Below are 23740 nucleotides of genomic sequence, written 5' to 3'. Positions count from 1 at the left end.
CGGTCAGGGGGCGTTGCGCCCGGCATGTTGATGCAGTGCCCACTGCACGTGTTCCCTGACCAGCTCCGACGGATAGTCCAGGCGGGTATTGAGGGCTTCCAGTACCACAATCGTCGAGGGCGCGTTGCCCAGGCCGACCGCCAGGTTGCGTAGCCAGCGCTCGTAGCCGGCCCGGCGCAGCGGCGAGCCTTCGGTGTTTTTCAGAAAGGTCTCTTCATCCCACAGGAACAGTTCGGCCAGCCCGGCATTGTCCAGGCTGTGCCGGGGCTTGAAGTCGCTTTCGTCGGAGGCGCGGGCAAAACGGTTCCACGGGCAGACGATCTGGCAATCGTCGCAGCCGAACACCCGGTTGCCGATCAGGGGGCGCAAGTCTTCCGGGATCGCGGTTTTCAGCTCGATGGTCAGGTACGAGATACAGCGTCGCGCATCCAGCACATAGGGGCCGACAAACGCCGCCGTCGGGCAGATATCCATGCACGCCGTGCAACGTCCGCAATGCTCGGTGGCATGGGGGGCGTCCACCGGCAGGGGCAGGTCGACGAACAGCTCGCCGAGGAAGAAATAGCTGCCGGCCTTGCGATTGAGCACCAGGGTGTTCTTGCCGATCCAGCCGAGCCCGGCCTGTTCGGCAATGGCCTTTTCCAGCACCGGGGCGCTGTCGACGAAGGCGCGGTAGCCAAACGGGCCGATGACCTGCTGGATGCGCTCGGCCAGTTGTTGCAGGCGCTTGCGGATCAGCTTGTGGTAGTCGCGGCCCAGGGCATAACGCGAGACATAGGCCTTTTCCGGCTGTCCCAGGCGCTGGGCCATCTGCGTGTCGCCGGGCAGGTAGTCCATGCGCAACGACACCACGCGCAATGTCCCGGGCACCAGTTCGTCGGGGTGCGAGCGCTTGCTGCCGTGCGCGCCCATGTAGTCCATGTCGCCGTGGTAGCCGGCATCCAGCCAGCGTTGCAGGTGCTGCTCATGCTCGCCCAGCTCGACGCCCGCGATACCGACTTGCTGAAAGCCCAGCTCACGGCCCCATTCCTTGATGGATTGGGCGAGGGCGGGAAGGTCGACGCTATTTACAGGCATGAGACAGGAGAAACCTAGGCTTTGGTGCGTATAATTCTGCCAGACATCAGAGCCGAACGACGCATGCCGCAGACCAAACCGCCTTTTCCCGATATTCAGTCACTGACCCTCGCCACTTTGCCGAGCCTTCCCGCACGTCAACCGGACGCTCACAAGGGCCAGTTCGGCCACGTGTTGCTGATCGGTGGCGACCGGCGTTTCGGCGGGGCGATCCTGCTCAGCGCCGAAACGGCCCTGCGCGGTGGCGCGGGCCTGGTCTCCCTGGCGACGCGGCCGGAACACGTGGCCGCTGCCCTGGCGCGCCTGCCTGAAGTGATGGTGGTCGGCGTCGAGTCGGCCAATCAGTTGATGGACGTGCTGGAGCAGGCCACGGTCCTGGTGGTCGGCCCGGGCCTCGGGCAGTTCGCCTGGAGCCGCAGCCTCTTGTCGCTGGCCGCGAACGCCGCGGTGGCGCAGGTCTGGGACGCCGACGCGTTGAATCTGCTGGCGAGCGGCGAGACGCGGCTGCCGGCCGATTGCGTGATCACCCCGCATCCGGGCGAGGCCGCGCGCCTGCTGGGCATGTCGACAGCGCAGGTGCAGGCCGATCGTGTCGCCGCGGCACGGGCCCTGGCCGCGAAGTACCAGGCGGTGTGCGTGCTCAAGGGCGCCGGCAGCCTGATTGCCGCGCCGGATGGGCGGCTGTCGCGCTGTGAGCGCGGTCATCCGGCCATGGCCACCGCCGGGCTGGGCGATGTCCTCGCCGGCCTGATCGGTGCCTTGCGCGCCCAGGGCCTGGCGGCATTCGAGGCGGCTTGCCTGGCGGTCTGGCTGCATGCCGGCGCCGGCGAGCTGCAAGGCAGAAAGGGCCGTGGGCTGGTGGCCAGTGACCTGATTCCAGCCATCCGTCAGTTGCTGGAGGAGCAATCGCCGTGTCTGAACTAACCCTGCAATTGCCTGACGAAGAAAGCATGGTGGCGTTTGGCCGGAAAATCGCCGAAGTGACCGCCGGTGTCGGGGTGATTTTCCTCGAAGGCGACCTGGGCGCCGGCAAGACCACGCTGTCGCGCGGCATCATTCGCGGGCTGGGGCATGCCGGGGCAGTGAAAAGTCCGACTTTTACGCTGGTCGAGCCGTACGAATTCGCTGAAGTTCGTGCCTACCATTTCGATCTTTACCGCTTGGTCGATCCCGAAGAGCTCGAATACCTGGGGATTCGCGACTATTTCGACGGCGATGCCCTGTGTCTGGTGGAGTGGCCCGACAAAGGTGCAGGCTTTTTGCCAAAGCCCGACCTGACCATTACCATTAGGCCGCATAATGGCGGACGTTCGCTGTGTCTGTTGTTCCAGGGGTCGCGAGGCGAGGCCTGGTGTGCCGCACTGGCATTGGAATTCAAATAAATGATGGGGTTTGGTATGCGCATTCGCGCGCTGGTTGCTGTCGTAGGACTGTTACTTACGGCACTGGCCGTCGACGCCGTAGCGGCGACACAGGTCAAGAGTGTTCGACTGTGGCGAGCCCCGGATAACACACGACTGGTGTTCGACCTGTCTGGCACCGTCCAGCACAGCGTCTTCACGCTGACCGCACCCGATCGCCTGGTGATCGACATCAATGGCGCGACCCTGGCCGGCCCGCTGAACGTGCCGACGGCCAATACGCCGATCACCAGCGTCCGCGCCGCCCAGCGCACGCCGACCGACCTGCGGGTAGTGGTCGACCTGAAAAAAGCCGTGACCCCGAAAAGCTTCACCCTGGCGCCGAACGCCCAGTACGGCAATCGCCTGGTGGTCGACCTGTTCGACAACCCGGCCGATGCCGCGCCGACGCCGACGCCCGCGTCCAATCCGGCGCCCAGCGTGGCGACGCTGCCGGCGGTGCCGGTGACACCGACGGAGCCGGCTATCAAGCTGCCTCCAGCCCCGGCCGGCAAGCGCGACATCATCGTGGTGATCGACGCCGGTCATGGCGGCGAAGACCCGGGTGCGTCCGGCTCCCGTGGCCAGCACGAGAAGGACGTGGTGCTGTCGATCGCCCGTGAACTGCAACGCCAGGTCAATGGTCAGAAGGGCTATCGCGCCGAGCTGACCCGTACCGGCGACTACTTCATTCCCCTGCGCGGACGTACCGAGATCGCCCGCAAGAAAGGCGCCGACCTGTTCGTCTCGATCCACGCGGACGCCGCACCATCCGCCGCGGCGTTCGGTGCCTCGGTATTCGCCCTGTCCGATCGTGGCGCGACGTCCGAGACCGCGCGCTGGCTGGCGGACAGTGAAAACCGTTCCGACCTGATCGGCGGTGCCGGCAACGTCAGCCTCGACGACAAGGACAAGATGCTCGCCGGCGTCCTGCTCGACCTGTCCATGACCGCCTCGCTGACGTCCAGCCTGAACGTCGGTCAGAAGGTCCTGAGCAACATCGGCCGGGTGACGCCGCTGCACAAGCAGCGTGTGGAGCAGGCCGGGTTCATGGTGCTGAAGTCGCCGGATATCCCGTCGATCCTGGTCGAGACAGGCTTTATCTCCAACTCCAACGAGGCCTCCAAGCTGGCCTCCGCGAACCATCAGCAGGCCCTGGCGCGTTCCATCAGTGCCGGTATCCGCCAGTTCTTCCAGCAGAACCCGCCACCGGGGACCTACATTGCCTGGCTGCGCGATTCCGGCAAGATTGCCCAGGGCCCGCGCGACCACCGCGTGGCGCCGGGCGAGACCCTGGCCATGCTCGCCGTGCGCTACCAGGTCTCGGCGGCGACCTTGCGCAGTGCCAACAACCTGAGCAGCGACGAGTTGAAGGTGGGACAGAACCTGACCATTCCTGGTGCTGAACTGGCGGCCAAACAATGAGCGATGCAATCCTGAACGAACGAGCCCGTATCGAGCTGCTCAGCCCGCGTCTGGCGAACCAGATTGCCGCCGGCGAGGTGGTCGAGCGCCCGGCCTCGGTGATCAAGGAGTTGCTGGAAAACAGCCTGGACTCCGGTGCCAGGCGTATCGATGTGGACGTCGAGCAGGCAGGGGTCAAGCTGTTGCGGGTGCGCGACGATGGCAGCGGCATTTCCGCCGATGACCTGCCGCTGGCCCTGGCGCGCCATGCCACCAGCAAGATTCGCGATCTGGAAGACCTTGAGCGGGTGATGAGCCTCGGTTTCCGGGGCGAGGCCCTGGCGTCCATCAGTTCCGTGGCGCGCCTGACCCTGACCTCGCGGACCCGCGACGCCGATCAGGCCTGGCAGGTGGAAACCGAAGGCCGCGACATGGATGCCCGGGTGCAGCCAGCGGCCCACCCGGTGGGCACCTCGGTGGAAGTGCGCGACCTGTTTTTCAATACGCCGGCGCGCCGCAAGTTCCTCAAGGCCGAGAAGACCGAGTTCGATCACCTGCAGGAAGTGATCAAGCGCCTGGCCCTGGCCCGCTTCGATGTGGCCTTTCACCTGCGCCATAACGGCAAGAGCATTCTCAGCCTGCATGAGGCCCATGACGACGCGGCCCGCGCCCGGCGTGTGGCGGCGGTCTGCGGTTCGGGTTTCCTCGAGCAGGCGCTGCCGATCGAGGTCGAGCGCAATGGTCTGCACCTGTGGGGCTGGGTCGGCCTGCCGACTTTCTCCCGCAGCCAGGCGGACCTGCAGTATTTCTATGTGAACGGCCGCGCGGTCCGCGACAAGCTGGTGGCCCATGCGGTGCGCCAGGCTTATCGCGACGTGCTGTTCAACGGCCGGCATCCGACCTTCGTGCTGTTTTTCGAGGTCGATCCTTCGGTGGTCGACGTCAACGTGCACCCGACCAAGCACGAAGTGCGCTTCCGTGACGGGCGCATGGTCCACGATTTCCTCTATGGCACCCTGCACCGCGCCCTTGGCGACGTGCGTCCGGAAGACCAGTTGGCCGCGCCGGCCGCGGTGACCGGCATCGTTCGCCCGAGCGGGCTCGAAGCGGGCGAGTTCGGTCCCCAGGGCGAGATGCGCCTGGCCGCCAACCTGCTCGAACAGCCCCAGGCGCAGCCTTCGCCGTCGTTTGCCGCGACTGCCGGCTCGGGTTCCGGCGCCGGCTATCAGTATCAATACCGTCCGCAATCGACGCAGATGCCGCCAGCGGCAGAAGCGCAAAGCGCCTACCGCGAGTTCTTCGCGCCGTTGCCCGAGGCTGGCGTACCGAGCCTGCCCGAAGGCCAGGGCGACATTCCGCCGCTGGGTTATGCGCTGGCGCAGCTCAAGGGCATCTACATCCTCTCCGAGAACGCCCAGGGGCTGGTGCTGGTGGATATGCACGCCGCCCACGAGCGGATCATGTATGAGCGCCTGAAGATCGCCATGGCCAGCGAGGGCCTCAGCGGCCAGCCGCTGCTGGTGCCCGAGTCCCTGGCCGTCAGCCAGCGCGAGGCCGACTGCGCCGAGGAGCATGTCGCCTGGTTCCAGCGCCTGGGCTTCGAATTGCAGCGCCTGGGTCCGGAAACCCTGGCCATCCGACAGATTCCGGCCCTGCTCAAGCAGGCTGAAGCCAACCGGCTGGTGCAGGATGTCCTGGCGGACCTGATGGAGTACGGCACCAGTGACCGTATCCAGGCGCACCTGAACGAATTGCTCGGCACCATGGCCTGCCACGGTGCGATTCGCGCCAACCGGCGCCTGGCCCTGCCGGAAATGAACGGCCTGCTGCGGGACATGGAAAACACCGAGCGCAGTGGCCAGTGCAACCACGGTCGTCCGACCTGGACCCAACTGGGCCTGGACGACCTGGACAAACTTTTCCTGCGCGGTCGCTGATGACGGGTTCCCGACTTTTGAAACAGACGGCATTACCCCCGGCGATTTTCCTCATGGGCCCGACGGCGGCCGGCAAGACCGACCTGGCCATCGAGCTGACCAGGGTCCTGCCCTGCGAGCTGATCAGCGTCGACTCTGCCCTGGTTTACCGGGACATGGACATCGGTACCGCCAAGCCTTCGAAAGAGCTGTTGGCACAGTTTCCGCATCGGTTGATCGATATTCTCGATCCCGCGCAGAGCTATTCGGCCGCGCAATTCCGCGCCGATGCGCTGGCGGCCATGGCCGAGATCACCGCACGGGGAAAAATTCCCCTGCTGGTCGGTGGTACGATGCTCTATTACAAGGCTTTGCTCGACGGCCTGGCGGAGATGCCGGCGGCTGATCCGCAGGTTCGCGCGGAAATTGAAGAAGAGGCTGCGCGCCTTGGCTGGCAAGCCCTGCACGACCAGTTGGCAAGTATCGATCCGGAATCGGCGGCGCGTATTCATCCCAATGACCCGCAGCGATTGAGCCGGGCGCTGGAAGTCTATCGGGTCAGCGGGTCGAGCATGACGGCCCATCGACAGCGACAATCTGCGCAAAGTATTGACGCAGCCGCTTCGGGACGGCCGCAATTACCCTATACTGTGGCGAACCTGGCCATTGCTCCGGCGAACCGCCAGGTCCTGCATGACCGAATTGCACAAAGATTCACACAAATGTTGGAACAGGGATTCATTGACGAGGTCGTAGCCCTGCGTAGGAGAGGTGACTTGCATGTCGGGTTGCCGTCTATACGTGCTGTAGGCTACAGACAAGTCTGGGATCATCTGGATGGCAAGCTGACGTCAGCCGAAATGCAGGAGCGGGGCATCATCGCCACGCGCCAATTGGCGAAGCGCCAGTTCACCTGGTTACGCGGCTGGGCTGATTTACACTGGCTGGACAGCCTGGATTGCGACAATCTGCCACGCGCCTTGAAATACCTTGGGACGATCTCCATATTGGGCTGAGTCCCTGCAATTGCCGTCTATCCTTGGGGGAGTGGCGGCATAAGCCACCTGTTTATTCATTTTTTATTATTGATCCTTAAAGGAGTGCGGCACATGTCAAAAGGGCATTCGCTACAAGACCCTTACTTGAATACCTTGCGTAAAGAGAAGGTTGGGGTTTCCATCTATCTGGTCAACGGGATCAAACTGCAAGGCACGATCGAATCCTTCGACCAGTTCGTGATCCTGCTGAAGAACACCGTCAGCCAGATGGTCTACAAGCACGCTATCTCGACAGTGGTACCGGTTCGTGCAATTCGTCTGCCTAGCGCAACCGAATCCGAACAGGGTGACGCTGAGCCAGGTAACGCCTGATAGGAGTCTCCTTTGTTCTTTGAGCGCCACGGTGGTGGTGAGCGGGCGATTCTCGTTCACTTGGAAGGTCAGGACCCTGAGGCGCGCGAAGATCCGCAGGAGTTTCAGGAGTTGGCACTATCGGCAGGTGCCGAGACCGTCGCGTTTTTCAACGTGCCGCGTCATCGGCCAACCGCCAAGTATCTGATTGGCACTGGCAAGGTCGAGGAACTTCGCGACCTGGTCAAGGCCGAGCAGGTCGAAATCGTGATTTTCAATCACATCCTCACGCCCAGTCAGGAACGTAACCTCGAACGTGTCTTCGAGTGTCGCGTGCTTGATCGCACGGGCCTTATTCTCGATATTTTCGCCCAGCGCGCACGTACCCATGAAGGCAAGCTCCAGGTCGAACTGGCCCAGCTTGAGCACATGAGCACGCGTCTGGTACGCGGCTGGACTCACCTTGAGCGCCAGGGCGGCGGCATCGGCATGCGCGGCCCGGGTGAAACCCAGCTGGAAACCGACCGGCGCCTGTTGCGGGTACGCCTGCGGCAGATCAAGGGCCGGCTGGAAAAGGTCCGCAGTCAGCGCGAGCAATCCCGTCGCGGGCGCAAGCGCGCCGATATCCCCACCGTGTCACTGGTGGGCTACACCAACGCCGGCAAGTCGACCCTGTTCAATGCGGTCACCGAGTCCGACGTGTATGCCGCCGACCAGTTGTTCGCCACCCTCGACCCGACCTTGCGCCGTCTCGACCTGGATGACCTCGGGCCGATCGTGCTGGCCGACACCGTGGGTTTTATCCGGCACTTGCCGCACAAGCTGGTCGAGGCTTTCCGGGCTACGCTCGAAGAGTCGAGCAACTCCGACCTGCTGCTCCATGTGATCGATGCCGCGGAGCCGGACCGGATGCTGCAGATCGAGCAGGTGATGGTGGTGCTGGGCGGGATCGGGGCCCAGGACTTGCCGATCCTCGAGGTGTATAACAAACTCGATCTGCTTGAGGGCGTCGAGCCGCAGATCCAGCGCGACGAGGACGGCAAGCCGCAGCGGGTCTGGCTTTCAGCCCGGGACGGAGTCGGCCTGGAGTTGCTCGGGCAGGCGATCGCCGAGTTGCTGGGCAACGATTTGTTCGTCGGCACCTTGCGCTTGCCACAGCGTTTTGCTCGACTGCGTGCACAGTTTTTCGAGTTGGGTGCGGTTCAGAAAGAAGAGCATGACGAAGAAGGCACCTGTCTGCTGTCGGTTCGTTTGCCCAGGGCCGAACTCAATCGAGTGGTCTCGCGCGAAGGGATGAAGCCGCCGGAGTTCATCGAACAACACACTTTGCAATAAAAGCCTGACAAAGCGGTTGTGCCGCTGTAGCAGGCATTCTGTAGCATTGGTCGGCGCGCCGTGGGTGCGTCTTTGCTTTATCAGATGGAGAGCGCTATGGCTTGGAATGAGCCGGGTGGCAACTCGAACAATCAGGATCCTTGGGGTGGCAAGCGTCGTAACAACGGCGACCGCAAGGGGCCACCGGATCTCGACGAGGCCTTCCGCAAGCTGCAGGAAAGCCTTAACGGGTTGTTCGGTGGCGGAAAGAAACGCAGTGACGACGGTGGTGGATCGAGCGGCAAGGGCGGTGGTTTCGGCCTGCTGGGCATCGGTCTCGTCGTGCTGGCGGCTGTCTGGCTGTACAGCGCGGTCTATGTCGTGGACGAGCAGGAGCAGGCCGTGGTGCTGCGCTTCGGCAAGTACTACGAGACTGTCGGCCCGGGCCTGAATATCTATTTCCCGCCGATCGACAAGAAGTACATGGAAAACGTCACGCGTGAGCGTGCCTACACCAAGCAGGGGCAGATGCTGACCGAAGACGAGAACATCGTCGAAGTGCCGCTGACCGTGCAGTACAAGATCACCAACCTGCAGGACTTCGTGCTGAACGTCGACCAGCCGGAAATCAGCCTGCAACAGGCCACCGACAGTGCCCTGCGCCACGTGGTGGGTTCCACCGCGATGGACCAGGTACTGACCGAAGGTCGTGAGCTGATGGCCAGCGAAATCAAAGAGCGCCTGCAGCGGTTCCTCGATACCTATCGTACCGGCATCACCGTGACCCAGGTGAACGTGCAGAGCGCCGCGGCGCCCCGTGAAGTCCAGGAAGCGTTCGATGACGTGATCCGTGCCCGTGAAGACGAGCAGCGGTCGCGCAACCAGGCCGAGGGTTATGCCAACGGCGTGGTACCGGAAGCCCGTGGTCAGGCCCAGCGTATCCTCGAGGATGCCAACGGCTACCGTGACGAAGTGATCTCCCGCGCCAAGGGTGAGGCAGACCGCTTTACCAAGTTGGTCGCCGAGTACCGCAAGGCACCTGAAGTCACCCGCCAGCGTCTGTACCTGGACACCATGCAGGAAGTCTTCAGCAACACCAGCAAGGTGCTCGTGACCGGCAACAAGAACGGCCAGAGCAACCTGCTCTACCTGCCGTTGGACAAGATGATCCAGAATAGTTCGGGCGGTAATTCGCCAGTAACCGGTTCGGCCGCAGCCTCCGGCAACACGGATGTCGTGCCGCATATCACTGACCTGCCGCAAACGCGCACAAGGGAGAGCCGCTGATGAGCAATAAATCGCTGATCGCCCTGATCGTTGGCGTCGTCGTGGTCCTGGCCGGCTGGAACTGCTTCTACATCGTGTCGCAGACCGAGCGGGCCGTACTGCTGCAATTCGGTCGCGTGGTCCAGGCGGATGTCCAGCCCGGTCTTCACGTGAAGGTTCCCTACGTCAACCAGGTGCGCAAGTTCGACGCCCGCCTGATGACCCTGGATGCCCCGACCCAGCGCTTCCTGACGCTGGAAAAGAAAGCCGTGATGGTCGATGCCTACGCCAAGTGGCGGGTCAAGGATGCCGAGCGTTTCTACACCGCGACTTCCGGTCTCAAGCAGATCGCTGACGAACGCCTCTCGCGCCGCCTGGAATCGGGCCTGCGTGACCAGTTCGGCAAGCGCACCCTGCATGAAGTGGTGTCCGGTGAACGTGATGCGCTGATGGCGGATATCACCTCCTCGCTGAACAAGATGGCCGAGAAAGAGCTGGGGATCGAAGTGATCGATGTCCGGGTCAAGGCCATCGACCTGCCGAAGGAAGTGAACCGCAGCGTGTTCGAGCGCATGAGCACCGAGCGTGAGCGTGAGGCTCGCGAGCACCGCGCCAAGGGTAACGAGCTGGCCGAAGGCATTCGTGCCGACGCCGATCGTCAGCGCCGCGTGCTGCTGGCCGAAGCCTATCGCCAGTCCGAAGAGGCTCGCGGTGACGGTGATGCCCAGGCCGCTGCCATCTATTCCAAGGCCTACGGCCAGGACCAGGAGTTCTATGCGTTCTATCGCAGCCTGCGCGCCTACCGCGAAAGCTTTGCGAACAAGAGCGACGTGCTGGTTCTGGACCCGAGCAGTGACTTCTTCCATTACCTGGAAAAAGCCAAGCCCTGATCTACAGCGCATCAACACACCCGCCCGGCGGCTAAAACGCCTGGCGGGGTGATCCTTTCGGAAAACGTGTGTATGATGCGGCAGCCGGGAAATTCCCGGCTTTTTTGCGTCTGCATGGTTGATTAGCCGGCAGGCTGGCAAAACCGAGTTGATCGACTCGACAGGTTTTTCGAGGAAAGTGGTAGGCGAAGCCGGTTTTCGGCTGTTCGTCGCGTCGTTCTTGCGCGCGCGTTAACCATTTTCTGCTTCACTCAAGGCTCGCCTGTGGGCTTGCCGCCCGGATCATAGGGGAAAGGCGTAATGGCAACGGTAGACCGCTGGCTCCTGCCAGATGGCATCGAAGAAGTACTTCCGCCTGAAGCGGCGCGCATCGAAGTGGCGCGCCGCCAGGTGTTGGATCTGTTCCAGAGCTGGGGCTATGAGTTCGTTGTCACCCCGCATATCGAGTACCTGGAGTCCTTGCTGACCGGTGCGGGCCAGGACCTGGACCTGCGTACCTTCAAGGTGATCGACCCGCAGTCGGGCCGGCAGATGGGTTTCCGTGCCGATATCACGCCGCAGGTGGCGCGTATCGACGCCCATACCCTGCGTCGCGAAGGTCCGAGCCGCCTGTGCTACGCCGGCAGCGTGCTGCATGCGCAGCCGCGGGCCCTGTCGTCCTCGCGCAGCCCGATCCAGTTGGGTGCCGAGTTGTACGGCGATGCCAGTCCGAGCAGTGACGTCGAAGTCATCAGCCTGATGCTGGCGATGCTGCAACTGGCCGACGTACCGGATGTCCACATGGATCTCGGGCATGTCGGTATCTATCGTGGCCTGGCCCGTGCGGCCGGGCTGTCCGGGGAAGTGGAACAACAACTGTTCGATGCCCTGCAGCGCAAGGCCATCGACGAAGTGATCGACCTGACCGAAGGCCTGCCGGCCGAACTCGCGGCGATGCTGCGCGCGCTGGTCGACCTGTGTGGCGGTCGTGAAGTGCTGGCGGCCGCGCGCGTGCGCCTGGCGGGGGCTCCGGCACCGGTCACGGCGGCGCTGGACGACCTGCTGGCGATTGCCGAGCGGCTGTCGGTGCGTTTCCCTGACCTGCCGTTGTACTTCGACCTGGGTGAGTTGCGCGGCTACCACTACCACACCGGTGTGGTGTTCGCGGTGTTTGTCCCGGGTGTCGGCCAGGCCATCGCCCAGGGCGGTCGTTACGACGATATCGGCGCGGACTTCGGTCGCGCGCGCCCGGCGACGGGTTTTTCCACCGATTTGAAAACCCTGGTGACCCTGGGGCGTGCTGAGATCGAGCTACCGTCTGGCGGTATCTGGATGCCTGACAGCGCGGATGCGGCACTCTGGCAGCAAGTCTGCCGGTTGCGCAGTGAGGGTCAGCGTGTCGTCCAGGCCTTGCCTGGGCAGCCATTGGCCGCCGCCCGTGAAGCGGACTGCGACCGGCAATTGATTCTGCAGAACGGGCTTTGGCAAGTATTGCCGCTGGCTTCTTGAGTTTTCCCGCCGGCGGCTGCCGGCACCAAGTTTGCGCGAATGAGGACAAGTGTTATGGGTAAGAATGTCGTAGTCCTGGGCACCCAGTGGGGTGATGAGGGCAAAGGCAAGATCGTTGATCTGCTGACCGAACATGCTGCCGCCGTAGTGCGCTACCAGGGTGGTCACAACGCGGGTCACACCCTGGTGATCGACGGCGAGAAAACCGTCTTGCACCTGATCCCCTCGGGCGTGCTGCGCGAAGGTGTGCAGTGCCTGATCGGCAATGGCGTGGTGGTTGCACCTGATGCCCTGCTGCGGGAAATCACCAAGCTGGAAGAGAAAGGCGTACCGGTGCGCGAGCGCCTGCGTATCAGCCCGTCCTGCCCGCTGATCCTGTTCTATCACGTGGCGCTGGACCAGGCCCGCGAGAAGGCCCGTGGCGAGCTGAAGATCGGTACCACCGGTCGTGGCATCGGCCCGGCGTACGAAGACAAGGTGGCCCGTCGCGGCCTGCGTATCGGTGATCTGTTCCACCGCGAGCGTTTTGCCGCGAAGCTGGGCGAGTTGCTGGACTACCACAACTTCGTGCTGGTCAATTACTACAAAGAGCCGGCCATCGACTTCCAGAAGACACTCGACGAGTGCATGGAATACGCCGAGCTGCTCAAGCCGATGATGCTCGACGTCACCGCCGAACTGCACAACCTGCGTCGTGCCGGCAAGGACATCATGTTCGAAGGCGCCCAGGGTTCGCTGCTGGACATCGACCACGGTACCTACCCGTACGTCACCAGCTCCAACACCACCGCGGGCGGTATCGCCACCGGTTCGGGCGTCGGTCCGATGTACCTGGACTACATCCTGGGCATCACCAAGGCCTACACCACGCGCGTCGGTTCGGGCCCGTTCCCGACCGAACTGTTCGATGACGTCGGCGCCTTCCTGGCCAAGCGTGGCCACGAGTTCGGTGCGACCACCGGTCGTGCCCGTCGTTGCGGCTGGTTCGATGCGGTCATCCTGCGTCGCGCCATCGACGTCAACAGCATCTCGGGCCTGTGCCTGACCAAGCTGGACGTACTGGACGGTCTTGAAACCATCAATATCTGCGTGGGTTACAAGAACGAGAACGGTGCGGTCATCGACGCGCCGACCGATGCCGACAGCTATATCGGCCTGGAGCCGGTGTACGAGCAGATGCCAGGCTGGAGCGAGTCGACCCTGGGTGCCAAGACCCTGGAAGAGTTGCCGGCGGCTGCCCGTGCCTACATCAAGCGCATCGAAGAGCTGGTCGGCGCGCCGATCGACATTATTTCGACAGGTCCGGATCGCAACGAAACCATCGTTCTGCGTCATCCTTTCGCCTGATAAGTCGTTGATGTAGATCACAAAGGGTCCCTTATGGGACCCTTTGTCGTTTATGTCTGTTGTGCGGCACGGCCCTTGCTGTGATTATCTTCTAAAAAGTGTGCCATCAAATTAATGGCGCCAAAGTGGAGGAGTCTCCAGTGTCGGCCGTTCTCTCACTGTTACAAAGCCGTTTACTGCGGCCTGTGTTCGTTACGCTCGGTATCGCCCTTTTGGTGCAAGTGCTGGTAGCGGTCGCCCTGACCCGAAGCACCGTCACTGCCCTCGAGGCCGATCTTGGCAGTCGCCTGGGTGTCGATAGCCAGAAACTCTCCGGCGAGCTGGAGCAGGCTGGCAAGGAAGTGACGTCGAGCCTCGACAATCTTTCTTCCAGCACGCGTCAGCGCCTGACCAGCGGTTTGTCCTCGCGATTGAAGGATGAGCAGGTTCAACTGCGCGCCACGCTGGAGAAGGATCTGCAGGATTCCGCCAACGATATGGCGCAATTGCTCGCCTCCGTCGCTCCCCGGGCGATGTGGGACAGCGACGTGCCGACCCTGTCCGAATTCGCCCGCCGCGCCCAGCGCAATCCGAACGTGTTGTTCGTGGTCTACGACGACGCCAATGGCGAGCACCTGACCCGCTACCTGAACCGGGAAAACCCGATCAACAAGGCCCTGCTGGAAAAGGGCCAGGGCGAGCGGGCGCTGGACAAGGTGTTGAACGCGGCGAAAAACGACCCGTCGGTCTACTACCTCGAGGCGTCGATCAATCCCAATGGCGTGGAAATCGGCAAGGTCCTGATGGGGGTCTCGACGGCCTCGGTCGAAACCGACCTGAAAGCCCTGGACCAGCGTTTCTCGGCCCTGATTGCCAGCAGCGACAAGCTGGTGGGTGACAGCCTGCAGGGGGCCGCGGCCGACAGTTCGACGGCCATGCGCGCGCGCCTGCAGTCGGCACAGTCGACGGCTGCGCAAATGCAGGTGAACACCACCGGTACGGTGCAGGATGCGGCGCAGACCCTGCGCTGGCGCATCGGCCTGGGCCTGGCGCTGGTCGGTCTTGGCGTGCTGCTGTTGCTGGCGGTGGTGCTGGGGCGGCGAGTGGTGAGCAAACTGCATCTGCTGATCGCGGCGCTCAATGACCTGGCGGCGGGCGAGGGCGACCTGACCAAGCGGGTCCAGCTCAACAGCAATGATGAAATCGGCGACATGGCCTCGGCGGTCAATCGTTTTGTCGACAAGCTGCAGCCCATCGTCCGTGAGGCGGGGGATGTGGCCCAGCGTACCGGTGTCGAGATCGGTGCCATGAGCTTGCGCAACGCCGGTGCCGACAAGGCGGCCGAGTTGCAGCGCGATGAAGTGGAGCAGAGCCTGCGGGCGCTGGAGCGCATGGCGGATGAGGCGCAGTCGGAGAGCCAGGCGATGCAGGCGGCCCTCAAGCAGGTGATCGATATTCGCCAGGCCACTGATGAAAATACCCGGACCTCGGCCCAGGTCGGCGGTCTGATCGAGGCCCTGGCGGTGCAGGTCGATACCGGTTCCAAGGTGATCGAGCGGCTGGCCCAGCAGAGCGAGCAGATCGAAGTGGTGTTGACGGTGATCCACGGGATTGCCGAACAGACCAACCTGCTGGCGTTGAATGCGGCCATCGAGGCGGCGCGGGCGGGTGAAACCGGTCGTGGGTTTGCCGTGGTGGCGGATGAGGTGCGGGCGCTGGCCAGCAAGACCCAGAGTTCCACGGGAGATATCCAGGCGCATATCGGCGCCTTGCAGCAGGGTGCCCGCGAGGCCGTGGCGGCCATCGGCCAGGCCGGACGGCAGGCGAACGAAGGGTTGGCGGTGCTGCGCAACAGTGTGAAATTGCAGCAGACGGTTCAGGCCTCGGTGGAGCAGGTGCATGCGGCCATCGGCCTGGCGACCCAGGCGGCGGCGCAGCAGGCCGAAGGCGCGCATGCGGTGCGTGGACGGGTCGAGGTGATTCATGCCCAGGCCGAGCGCGCGGCGCAGGCGGTGGTGGAAACCACGGCCAGCGGCAAGGTGCTCGACAGCCTGGCCGCGCAGCTCAAGGCGAGTCTGGGGCAGTTCCGGGCCTGATCGGGCGGTGTGGGGGCGTCCCGTTACTCGGATTCTTGTAGGGGGCGGCTTGCCGGCGATGGCGTCCGCAAGATCGATGCAAGACTTGCCGGCCTTATCGCCGGCAAGCCGGCTCCCACAGGGACTGGTGTGTTCAAGGATTGCGGAAGTCAGAAACGCAAAAACCCGCTTTCGCGGGTTTTTGGAGGACTCCAGAATCTCTGAAGTCTTGAATTGGTGCCCAGAAGAAGACTCGAACTTCCACGACCTTGCGGTCACCAGCACCTGAAGCTGGCGTGTCTACCAATTTCACCATCTGGGCAGCATCTTCAGCGTTGCCGCTGTTGATGTGGCGAACTATACGGAGGCTGTTTTGATCTGTAAACCCCTGTTTTGCTTTTAATAAATCAAATATCGGGCGCAAGGGGGGAGGGTGTCTTGATGGGAGCCGGCTTGCCGGTGATGACGTCTGCAAGATTGATGGGCGACTTGCTGGTCTCATCGCCGGCAAGCCGGCTCCCACAGGGGAATTGGCGTGTTCAAGGGTTGCGGAAGCCAGAAACGCAAAAACCCGCTTTCGCGGGTTTTTGGAGGACTCCAGAATCTCTGAAGTCTTGAATTGGTGCCCAGAAGAAGACTCGAACTTCCACGACCTTGCGGTCACCAGCACCTGAAGCTGGCGTGTCTACCAATTTCACCATCTGGGCAGCATCGATAACGTCTCCGTCGTCGATGGCGCGCACTATACGGAGGCTCTCTTGTACTGTAAACCCCTGTGATCGAAAAAGTGAAAAAAATATCGCGAATGGTCTGTAGCGGCGCCTGAAGCCGCCGACAAAAGGGTTTTCGGGTGTCATCCGTGCCTGAAATTTCCCGTTTCAATACGCGTATGCCAAACTAACCCGCATATAGACAAGGTGAAATTTATCTAATGGCCGATTGGCAGTCCCTCGATCCCGAGGCCGCTCGTGAAGCGGAAAAATACGAAAACCCTATTCCTAGCCGTGAGCTGATCCTGGCGCACCTTTCCGAGCGCGGGTCGCCGGCGAGTCGCGAGCAGTTGGTGGAAGAGTTTGGTCTGACCACCGAAGACCAGCTGGAGGCCCTGCGCCGCCGCCTTCGCGCCATGGAGCGCGATGCCCAGCTGATTTACACCCGCCGCGGCACCTACGCGCCGGTGGACAAGCTTGACCTGATCCTCGGCCGCATCGCCGGCCATCGTGACGGTTTCGGCTTCCTGATCCCGGACGACGGCAGCGACGACCTGTTCATGAGCCCGGCGCAGATGCGCCTGGTGTTCGATGGCGACCGTGCCCTGGCACGGGTTTCCGGCCTGGACCGGCGTGGTCGGCGTGAAGGGGTGATCGTCGAAGTGGTGTCCCGTGCCCACGAGACCATCGTCGGCCGTTACTTCGAGGAAGGCGGTATCGGTTTTGTCGTGGCCGACAATCCGAAGATCCAGCAGGAAGTGCTGGTCACGCCGGGCCGCAATGCCGATGCCCGCGTCGGGCAGTTCGTTGAAGTGAAGATCACCCACTGGCCGACACCGCGCTTCCAGCCCCAGGGCGACGTGGTCGAAGTCGTGGGCAACTACATGGCGCCGGGCATGGAAATCGATGTTGCCCTGCGCACCTACGATATTCCCCATGTCTGGCCTGAGGCCGTGCTCAAGGAGGCCAGCAAGCTCAAGCCGGTCGTCGAGGAGAAGGACAAGGAGAAGCGGGTCGACCTGCGCCATCTGCCGTTCGTCACCATCGACGGCGAAGATGCCCGCGACTTCGACGACGCGGTCTACTGCGAAGCGATCCCGGGCAAGCTGCGGCTGTTCTCCGGTGGCTGGAAGCTGTACGTGGCGATTGCCGACGTTTCCAGCTACGTGAAGATCGGCTCGGCACTGGATGCCGAAGCCCAGGTGCGCGGCAACTCGGTGTATTTCCCGGAGCGCGTGGTACCGATGCTGCCGGAAGAGTTGTCCAACGGCCTGTGCTCGCTGAATCCGCATGTCGATCGCCTGGCCATGGTCTGTGAAATGACCATGTCGAAAAAGGGCGAGATGACCGACTACGTGTTCTACGAAGCGGTGATCCACTCCCATGCCCGTCTGACCTACAACAAGGTCAGCTCGATCCTGGAGCAGCCGAAGACCACCGAGGCGAAGAAGCTGCGCGGCGAGTACTCGGAAGTGATCCCGGACCTCAAGCAGCTGTACGCCTTGTACAAGGTGCTGCTGGCGGCCCGTCATACCCGTGGCGCGATCGATTTCGAAACCCAGGAAACCCGGATCATCTTCGGCTCCGAGCGCAAGATCGCCGAAATCCGTCCGACCACTCGCAACGACGCCCACAAGCTGATCGAGGAATGCATGCTGGCGGCCAACGTGGCCACCGCCGAATTCCTCAAGAAACACGAAATTCCGGCCCTGTACCGGGTGCACGACGGTCCGCCGCCAGAGCGCCTGGAGAAACTGCGGGCGTTCCTCGGTGAGTTGGGCCTGTCCCTGCACAAGGGCAAGGAGGGGCCGTCGCCGAAGGATTACCAGGCCTTGCTGGCCAGCATCCAGAGCCGTCCGGACTTCCACCTGATCCAGACCGTGATGCTGCGTTCCCTGAGCCAGGCGGTGTACAGCGCCGACAACCAGGGCCACTTCGGCCTGAATTACGAGGCCTATACCCACTTCACCTCGCCGATCCGCCGTTACCCGGACCTGCTGACGCACCGGGCGATCCGCAGCGTCATCCACTCGAAGCAGGACACCCCGCACGTACGGCGTGCCGGTGCGATGACGATCCCGAAGGCGCGGATCTATCCGTACGACGAGGCGATCCTCGAGCAATTGGGCGAACAGTGCTCGATGAGTGAGCGGCGTGCCGACGAAGCCACCCGCGACGTGGTGAACTGGCTCAAGTGCGAGTTCATGAAGGATCGCGTGGGCGAGTCGTTCCCGGGCGTGGTCACCGCGGTGACCGGTTTCGGCCTGTTCGTCGAGCTGACCGATATCTACGTCGAGGGCCTGGTGCACGTCACCGCCTTGCCGGGTGACTACTACCACTTCGACCCTGTGCATCACCGCCTGGCGGGCGAGCGCACCGGACGCAGCTTCCGCCTCGGCGACACGGTGGAAGTGAAGGTCATGCGCGTCGATCTCGACGAGCGCAAGATCGACTTCGAGATGGCCGAGAAGACCCTCAGCGCACCGATCGGTCGCAAGAAGCGTGGTGCTGAAGGCAGCGCGCCGGCGGCCGTTGAAAAAGCCGCCGAGCCGGTCAAGACCGGGCGTCGCACCACTGCCGAGAAGAAGTCGAGCGAGGCCTACCGTCCAAGCGATGCCGCCGCGAAAAACGCTGAAGTGCGCAAGAGCCGCGAAATGAAGCAGGCACTGCTGGCCGAGGCGAAAAACGGTGGCAAGGCCAAGGCCGATGGCAAGCCGGGTCGCGGCGCGGCCCCGGAAAAGCCGAGCAAGCATCGTAAAGGTCCGCCCAAGGCGGGCACCGGTCCCGCGAAAAGCGGCGGGGCGCGCAAACCCAAGGCCAAGTCATGAGTCAGTTGGAAAAAATCTACGGCGTGCATGCCGTGGAGGCGTTGTTGCGTCATCACCCCAAGCGGGTCAAGCAGATCTGGCTGGCTGAAGGCCGCAGCGATCCGCGGGTCCAGGGCCTGTTGCAGCTGGCCGGCGAAAACAAGGTCTCCGTCGGCCAGGCCGAGCGTCGCGAAATGGATGCCTGGGTCGAAGGCGTGCACCAGGGTGTGGTGGCGGAAGTCAGCCCCAGCCAGGTCTGGGGCGAAGCCATGCTCGACGAGCTGCTCGATCGCACCGAGGGCGCACCGCTGATCCTGGTGCTCGATGGCGTGACCGACCCGCACAACCTCGGTGCCTGCCTGCGTACCGCCGATGCGGCGGGTGCGCTGGCGGTGGTGGTGCCGAAGGACAAGTCCGCGACCCTGACGCCGGCCGTGCGCAAGGTCGCCTGTGGCGCCGCGGAAGTGATTCCTCTGGTGGCCGTGACCAACCTGGCGCGTACCCTGGAAAAGCTCCAGCAGCGCGGCCTGTGGGTGGTCGGTACCGCCGGCGAAGCCGAGCAGGAGCTGTACCAGCAGGACCTGACCGGCCCGACGATCCTGATCATGGGCGCCGAAGGCAAGGGCATGCGTCGCCTGACCCGCGAGCACTGCGACTACCTGGTGAAACTGCCGATGGCCGGCAGCGTCAGCAGCCTGAACGTCTCCGTGGCCACCGGTGTGTGCCTGTTCGAAGCGCTGCGCCAGCGCAGCGTCAAGGCTTCCAGCAAAAAAGCCTGACGACCGCAAAACCCTTGTGGGAGCTGGCTTGCCAGCGATGATGGCCGCACAGTCACCGCAGGGCTTGCCGGCCTCATCGCCGGCAAGCCGGCTCCCACAGTGATCGCATTCACCTCGGTTGTGATGCAAGGGGCAAGTCGGCGGTGCTTGTTGCGCCGGGCTGTTCAAATAATCACCAATTGTCTTGCGCCCCTCGCCCCCCTTCTCTACAATTGCGCCCCTTGCCGTGATGGCTGGCGCATTTGTGCCTACTCGAAGGCAAGACACACCAGTGTCATTCACTCCTTGTCTGACCGCTTTTGAGCGGCAGGCTACAACCCGTAAGGAGCATTCATGCGTCATTACGAAATTATCTTTTTGGTCCACCCGGATCAAAGCGAGCAAGTCGGCGGCATGGTTGAGCGTTACACCAAGCTGATCGAAGAAGACGGCGGCAAAATCCACCGTCTGGAAGATTGGGGCCGTCGTCAACTGGCCTATGCAATCAACAATGTTCACAAGGCTCACTACGTGATGCTGAACGTTGAGTGCACCGGCAAGGCCCTGGCCGAGCTGGAAGACAACTTCCGCTACAACGATGCTGTGATCCGTAACCTGGTCATCCGTCGCGAAGAAGCCGTCACCGGCCAATCCGAGATGCTCAAGGCTGAAGAAAACCGCAGTGAGCGCCGTGAGCGTCGCGACCGTCCTGAGCACTCCGACGCCGAAGGCGTTGATGGTGATGACAGCGACAACAGCGATAACGCTGACGAGTAATCCACGGACCTTTTGAGGAGCCAATTACATGGCACGTTTCTTCCGTCGTCGTAAATTCTGCCGCTTCACCGCTGAAGACGTGAAAGAGATCGATTACAAAGATCTCAACACCCTGAAAGCCTACGTATCCGAAACCGGCAAAATCGTTCCAAGCCGTATCACCGGTACCAAAGCTCGTTATCAGCGTCAGCTGGCCACCGCTATCAAGCGCGCCCGCTTCCTGGCCCTGCTGGCCTACACCGACAGCCACGGCCGCTGAGACCGGGCAGTCGACAAGTAGTAAGGGATTGAATGCATGCGCGCCTTAGCTGACTTCATCATGCGGGGACGCGTGCAGGCCACGCTGGTTGTGGCCGGATCTGCGGCATTGCCGCTGTTGTTCTGGTTGAGTGCCGCCGCCGGATGCCTCGTGCTCCTGCGGCGTGGTTCGGACGCCTTGAGCGTCCTGGGTATCGGGTTGCTGTCGGTGTTGTTGAGCTGGCACTTCCTGAAAGACCCGACGGCCCTTCTGGTGCTGTTCGGGGCTTGCAGCCTGGCGCTGGTTCTGCGCGCCGGGCATACCTGGAACCGCGTGCTGCTGTGCAGCATGGCCGTGGGGTTGTTGTGTGCGGTGAGCCTGGGAACGCTGTTCAGTTCCTTCATCGAGTCACTGGCGCAGACGTTCGAACACGTCCTGCCGCTGGCGATGGGTGAGGTCTACGAGAAACTCTCGGCAGACCAGAAGGCGTTTCTCACTGCCCTGACCGTTCCGCTGATGATCATTTCGACAGCGATTTCGTTGCAGGTCTTTAGCGTGCTGTGCCTGATTCTTGGGCGCTATTGGCAGGCGTTGTTGTATAACCCCGGTGGTTTCGGTCGCGAGTTTCGCGCCATCCGACTGCCGAAGAACGTGGCGCTGTCGCTGCTGGCCGTCATGTGTGTGGCTCCGTTTTTCGGGCTGCATGCACTGATCCTGTTGCCGTTGTGCGGCGTACCGCTGGTCTTCGCCGGTCTGGCCCTGATTCACGGGCTGGTGGCGCAGAAGCGACTGGCCGGTTTCTGGCTGGTGGGGATATACGTGACGTTGTTGCCTTTCATGCACTTGCTCGGTCCGTTGCTCGTGGTTCTGGCCATTGTCGACAGCCTGATTGATTTTCGCGGTCGTCTCGCGTCGAAAGACGCCGATAACGCGAACGGTGAAGGTTAAAAGTTAAGAGGATTTCCACATGCAACTGATCCTTCTGGAAAAAATCGCCAACCTGGGCAACCTGGGCGATAAGGTAAACGTTAAGGCTGGTTACGGCCGTAACTACCTGCTGCCTTTCGGCAAAGCCACCGCTGCGACCGCTGCCAACCTGGCTGCGTTCGAAGAGCGTCGTGCCGAGCTGGAAAAAGCCGCAGCAGACAAGAAAGCTTCGGCTGAATCGCGCGCCGCCCAACTGGCTGAGCTGGAAGTGACCATCACTGCCACCGCCGGTGACGAAGGCAAGCTGTTCGGTTCGATCGGCACCCACGACATCGCTGATGCCCTGACCGCCTCCGGCGTTGAAGTGGCAAAAAGCGAAGTGCGTCTGCCGAACGGCACCATCCGCAACGTTGGCGAATTCGACGTGGCCGTGCACCTGCACGCCGAAGTCGAAGCAACCGTACGCGTTGTTGTGGTGGCTGCTTAAGCAGCACTCGATCGTCTGGCGGCTTGTCCGCCAGGCGGTTAACATCGGGCACGACTCTGTTCATTCAGGTCGTGCCCTTTGTTTTTCTGCACTCACCATCTGATTTCAAGTGGCCATGAACGATATCTCCGCTCCCGAGCAATATGATCTGCAAACCGCTGCCCTGAAGGTGCCGCCGCATTCCATCGAGGCCGAACAGGCCGTGCTCGGTGGCCTGATGCTGGACAACAACGCCTGGGAACGCGTGCTTGACCAGGTTTCGGACGGCGATTTCTATCGACATGACCACCGCCTGATTTTCCGTGCGATCGCCCGACTGGCCGATCAGAACATGCCGATCGACGTGGTGACCCTGGCCGAGCAATTGGACAAGGAAGGCCAGACGTCGCAGGTCGGCGGCTTGGGCTACCTCGGCGAGCTGGCGAAAAACACCCCGTCGGTCGCCAACATCAAGGCCTACGCCGCGATCGTGCGTGAGCGGGCGACCCTGCGCCAGCTGATCGGTATCAGTACCGAGATCGCCGACAGCGCCTTCAACCCCGAAGGCCGCACCGCTGCCGAGATCCTCGACGAGGCCGAGCGGCAGATCTTCCAGATCGCCGAAGCGCGGCCGAAGACCGGCGGCCCGGTGAGCGTCAACGACCTGCTGACCAAGGCCATCGACCGCATCGACACGTTGTTCAACACCGACAACGCCATCACCGGCCTGTCCACCGGCTACACCGACCTCGACGAGAAGACCAGCGGCCTGCAACCGGCCGACCTGATCATCGTCGCCGGCCGTCCGTCGATGGGCAAGACCACCTTCGCCATGAACCTGGTGGAAAACGCGGTGCTGCGCAGCGACAAGGCGGTGCTGGTGTACTCCCTCGAGATGCCAGGCGAATCGCTGATCATGCGTATGCTGTCCTCGTTGGGTCGGATCGACCAGACCAAGGTCCGTGCCGGTCGCCTGGAAGACGACGACTGGCCGCGCCTGACCTCGGCGGTCAACCTGCTCAACGACCGCAAGCTGTTCATCGACGATACCGCCGGTATCAGCCCGTCGGAAATGCGCGCGCGGACCCGGCGCCTGGTGCGTGAGCACGGCGATATCGCCCTGATCATGATCGACTACCTGCAGCTGATGCAGATCCCCGGCTCCAGCGGCGACAATCGGACCAACGAGATTTCCGAGATTTCCCGGTCCCTCAAGGCCCTGGCCAAGGAATTCAACTGCCCGGTGGTGGCCCTGTCCCAGCTCAACCGCTCCCTGGAGCAACGACCGAACAAGCGCCCGGTGAACTCCGACTTGCGTGAATCCGGAGCGATCGAGCAGGACGCCGACGTGATCATGTTCGTGTACCGCGACGAGGTCTACCACCCGGAAACCGAGCACAAGGGCATCGCCGAGATCATCATCGGCAAGCAGCGGAACGGTCCGATCGGCTTTATCCGCCTGGCCTTTATCGGCAAGTACACGCGCTTCGAGAACCTGGCGCCGGGCAGCTACAACTTCGACGATGACGAGTAAGGATAAGACGCTTGCGGC

Annotated in this window: 20 protein-coding genes and 2 tRNA genes; 19 read left to right on the top strand and 3 right to left on the bottom strand. The window is 62.7% G+C overall.

The features are described 5' to 3' along the window. Positions 1 to 3 precede the first annotated feature (3 nt). Positions 4 to 1077 (bottom strand): tRNA epoxyqueuosine(34) reductase QueG, encoded by a 1074-nt coding sequence (gene queG / locus HX881_RS05705; protein WP_177083380.1) that lies wholly within the window; start codon positions 1075 to 1077, stop codon positions 4 to 6. A gap of 63 nt (positions 1078 to 1140) precedes the next feature. Here queG and HX881_RS05700 point away from each other — a divergent pair, with 63 nt between their 5' ends. The 12 genes from HX881_RS05700 to HX881_RS05645 all read left to right on the top strand — a co-directional run bounded on the left by HX881_RS05700 (position 1141) and on the right by HX881_RS05645 (position 15526). Then, positions 1141 to 2001 (top strand): NAD(P)H-hydrate dehydratase, encoded by an 861-nt coding sequence (locus HX881_RS05700; protein ID WP_177083379.1) that lies wholly within the window; start codon positions 1141 to 1143, stop codon positions 1999 to 2001. Next, positions 1989 to 2459, top strand: coding sequence for a tRNA (adenosine(37)-N6)-threonylcarbamoyltransferase complex ATPase subunit type 1 TsaE (tsaE, locus tag HX881_RS05695; RefSeq protein WP_177083377.1), 471 nt, complete (start codon positions 1989 to 1991; stop codon positions 2457 to 2459). The genes HX881_RS05700 and tsaE overlap by 13 nt, the downstream gene beginning before the upstream one ends. A 3-nt stretch (positions 2460 to 2462) precedes the next feature. Further along, on the top strand, positions 2463 to 3902 hold the full coding sequence (locus tag HX881_RS05690) for an N-acetylmuramoyl-L-alanine amidase (RefSeq protein ID WP_209436720.1): 1440 nt from the start codon (positions 2463 to 2465) through the stop codon (positions 3900 to 3902). An 11-nt stretch (positions 3903 to 3913) separates the two neighbouring features. Next, positions 3914 to 5818: a DNA mismatch repair endonuclease MutL gene (mutL, locus tag HX881_RS05685; protein WP_177083813.1), complete on the top strand. Its 1905-nt coding sequence runs from the start codon at positions 3914 to 3916 to the stop codon at positions 5816 to 5818. Then, positions 5818 to 6813 carry a tRNA (adenosine(37)-N6)-dimethylallyltransferase MiaA gene (gene miaA / locus HX881_RS05680; RefSeq protein ID WP_017125071.1) on the top strand — a complete coding sequence of 332 codons (996 nt, stop codon included), beginning with the start codon at positions 5818 to 5820 and terminating at the stop codon, positions 6811 to 6813. The genes mutL and miaA overlap by 1 nt, the downstream gene beginning before the upstream one ends. A 93-nt stretch (positions 6814 to 6906) precedes the next feature. Further along, positions 6907 to 7167, top strand: coding sequence for an RNA chaperone Hfq (gene hfq / locus HX881_RS05675; RefSeq protein ID WP_017125070.1), 261 nt, complete (start codon positions 6907 to 6909; stop codon positions 7165 to 7167). 12 nt (positions 7168 to 7179) lie between these two features. Then, positions 7180 to 8481 carry a ribosome rescue GTPase HflX gene (gene hflX / locus HX881_RS05670; protein ID WP_177083369.1) on the top strand — a complete coding sequence of 434 codons (1302 nt, stop codon included), beginning with the start codon at positions 7180 to 7182 and terminating at the stop codon, positions 8479 to 8481. 96 nt (positions 8482 to 8577) lie between these two features. Then, positions 8578 to 9747: an FtsH protease activity modulator HflK gene (gene hflK, locus HX881_RS05665; RefSeq protein WP_017125068.1), complete on the top strand. Its 1170-nt coding sequence runs from the start codon at positions 8578 to 8580 to the stop codon at positions 9745 to 9747. Then, the gene (hflC, locus tag HX881_RS05660) at positions 9747 to 10616 is read left to right on the top strand and encodes a protease modulator HflC (protein WP_017125067.1); all 870 of its coding nucleotides are present in this window, start codon (positions 9747 to 9749) and stop codon (positions 10614 to 10616) included. The genes hflK and hflC overlap by 1 nt, the downstream gene beginning before the upstream one ends. A 300-nt stretch (positions 10617 to 10916) precedes the next feature. After that, positions 10917 to 12104 (top strand): ATP phosphoribosyltransferase regulatory subunit, encoded by a 1188-nt coding sequence (locus HX881_RS05655; protein ID WP_017125066.1) that lies wholly within the window; start codon positions 10917 to 10919, stop codon positions 12102 to 12104. A gap of 54 nt (positions 12105 to 12158) precedes the next feature. Continuing rightward, positions 12159 to 13451 (top strand): adenylosuccinate synthase, encoded by a 1293-nt coding sequence (locus tag HX881_RS05650; protein WP_177083359.1) that lies wholly within the window; start codon positions 12159 to 12161, stop codon positions 13449 to 13451. 140 nt (positions 13452 to 13591) lie between these two features. After that, positions 13592 to 15526 carry a methyl-accepting chemotaxis protein gene (locus HX881_RS05645; RefSeq protein ID WP_177083357.1) on the top strand — a complete coding sequence of 645 codons (1935 nt, stop codon included), beginning with the start codon at positions 13592 to 13594 and terminating at the stop codon, positions 15524 to 15526. A gap of 214 nt (positions 15527 to 15740) precedes the next feature. Here the strand turns inward: HX881_RS05645 and HX881_RS05640 are convergent. After that, positions 15741 to 15827: transfer RNA gene (locus HX881_RS05640), tRNA-Leu, on the bottom strand. Positions 15828 to 16125: 298 nt separating this feature from the next. After that, positions 16126 to 16212 (bottom strand) — tRNA-Leu (locus HX881_RS05635). Positions 16213 to 16436: 224 nt separating this feature from the next. On the opposite strand from HX881_RS05635, the gene rnr reads away from it, so the two are divergent. From rnr to dnaB, 7 genes are all read left to right on the top strand, one after another. Beyond that, positions 16437 to 19043 (top strand): ribonuclease R, encoded by a 2607-nt coding sequence (gene rnr, locus HX881_RS05630; protein WP_017125063.1) that lies wholly within the window; start codon positions 16437 to 16439, stop codon positions 19041 to 19043. Next, positions 19040 to 19801: a 23S rRNA (guanosine(2251)-2'-O)-methyltransferase RlmB gene (gene rlmB / locus HX881_RS05625; RefSeq protein ID WP_103033099.1), complete on the top strand. Its 762-nt coding sequence runs from the start codon at positions 19040 to 19042 to the stop codon at positions 19799 to 19801. The genes rnr and rlmB overlap by 4 nt, the downstream gene beginning before the upstream one ends. Positions 19802 to 20134: 333 nt before the next feature. Continuing rightward, the gene (gene rpsF / locus HX881_RS05620; RefSeq protein WP_008035342.1) at positions 20135 to 20557 is read left to right on the top strand and encodes a 30S ribosomal protein S6; all 423 of its coding nucleotides are present in this window, start codon (positions 20135 to 20137) and stop codon (positions 20555 to 20557) included. Positions 20558 to 20585: 28 nt separating this feature from the next. Further along, positions 20586 to 20816, top strand: coding sequence for a 30S ribosomal protein S18 (gene rpsR / locus HX881_RS05615; RefSeq protein WP_002551829.1), 231 nt, complete (start codon positions 20586 to 20588; stop codon positions 20814 to 20816). 36 nt (positions 20817 to 20852) lie between these two features. Beyond that, the gene (locus tag HX881_RS05610) at positions 20853 to 21743 is read left to right on the top strand and encodes a YybS family protein (protein ID WP_017125060.1); all 891 of its coding nucleotides are present in this window, start codon (positions 20853 to 20855) and stop codon (positions 21741 to 21743) included. 19 nt (positions 21744 to 21762) lie between these two features. Continuing rightward, positions 21763 to 22209, top strand: coding sequence for a 50S ribosomal protein L9 (rplI, locus tag HX881_RS05605; protein WP_017125059.1), 447 nt, complete (start codon positions 21763 to 21765; stop codon positions 22207 to 22209). Between the two features lie 115 nt (positions 22210 to 22324). Then, positions 22325 to 23722 (top strand): replicative DNA helicase, encoded by a 1398-nt coding sequence (dnaB, locus tag HX881_RS05600; RefSeq protein WP_017125058.1) that lies wholly within the window; start codon positions 22325 to 22327, stop codon positions 23720 to 23722. Positions 23723 to 23740 lie beyond the last annotated feature (18 nt).

This window comes from Pseudomonas gingeri, assembly GCF_013386115.1.
Taxonomy (GTDB): domain Bacteria; phylum Pseudomonadota; class Gammaproteobacteria; order Pseudomonadales; family Pseudomonadaceae; genus Aquipseudomonas; species Aquipseudomonas gingeri.
This window is presented reverse-complemented; position numbering and strand designations above follow the sequence as displayed.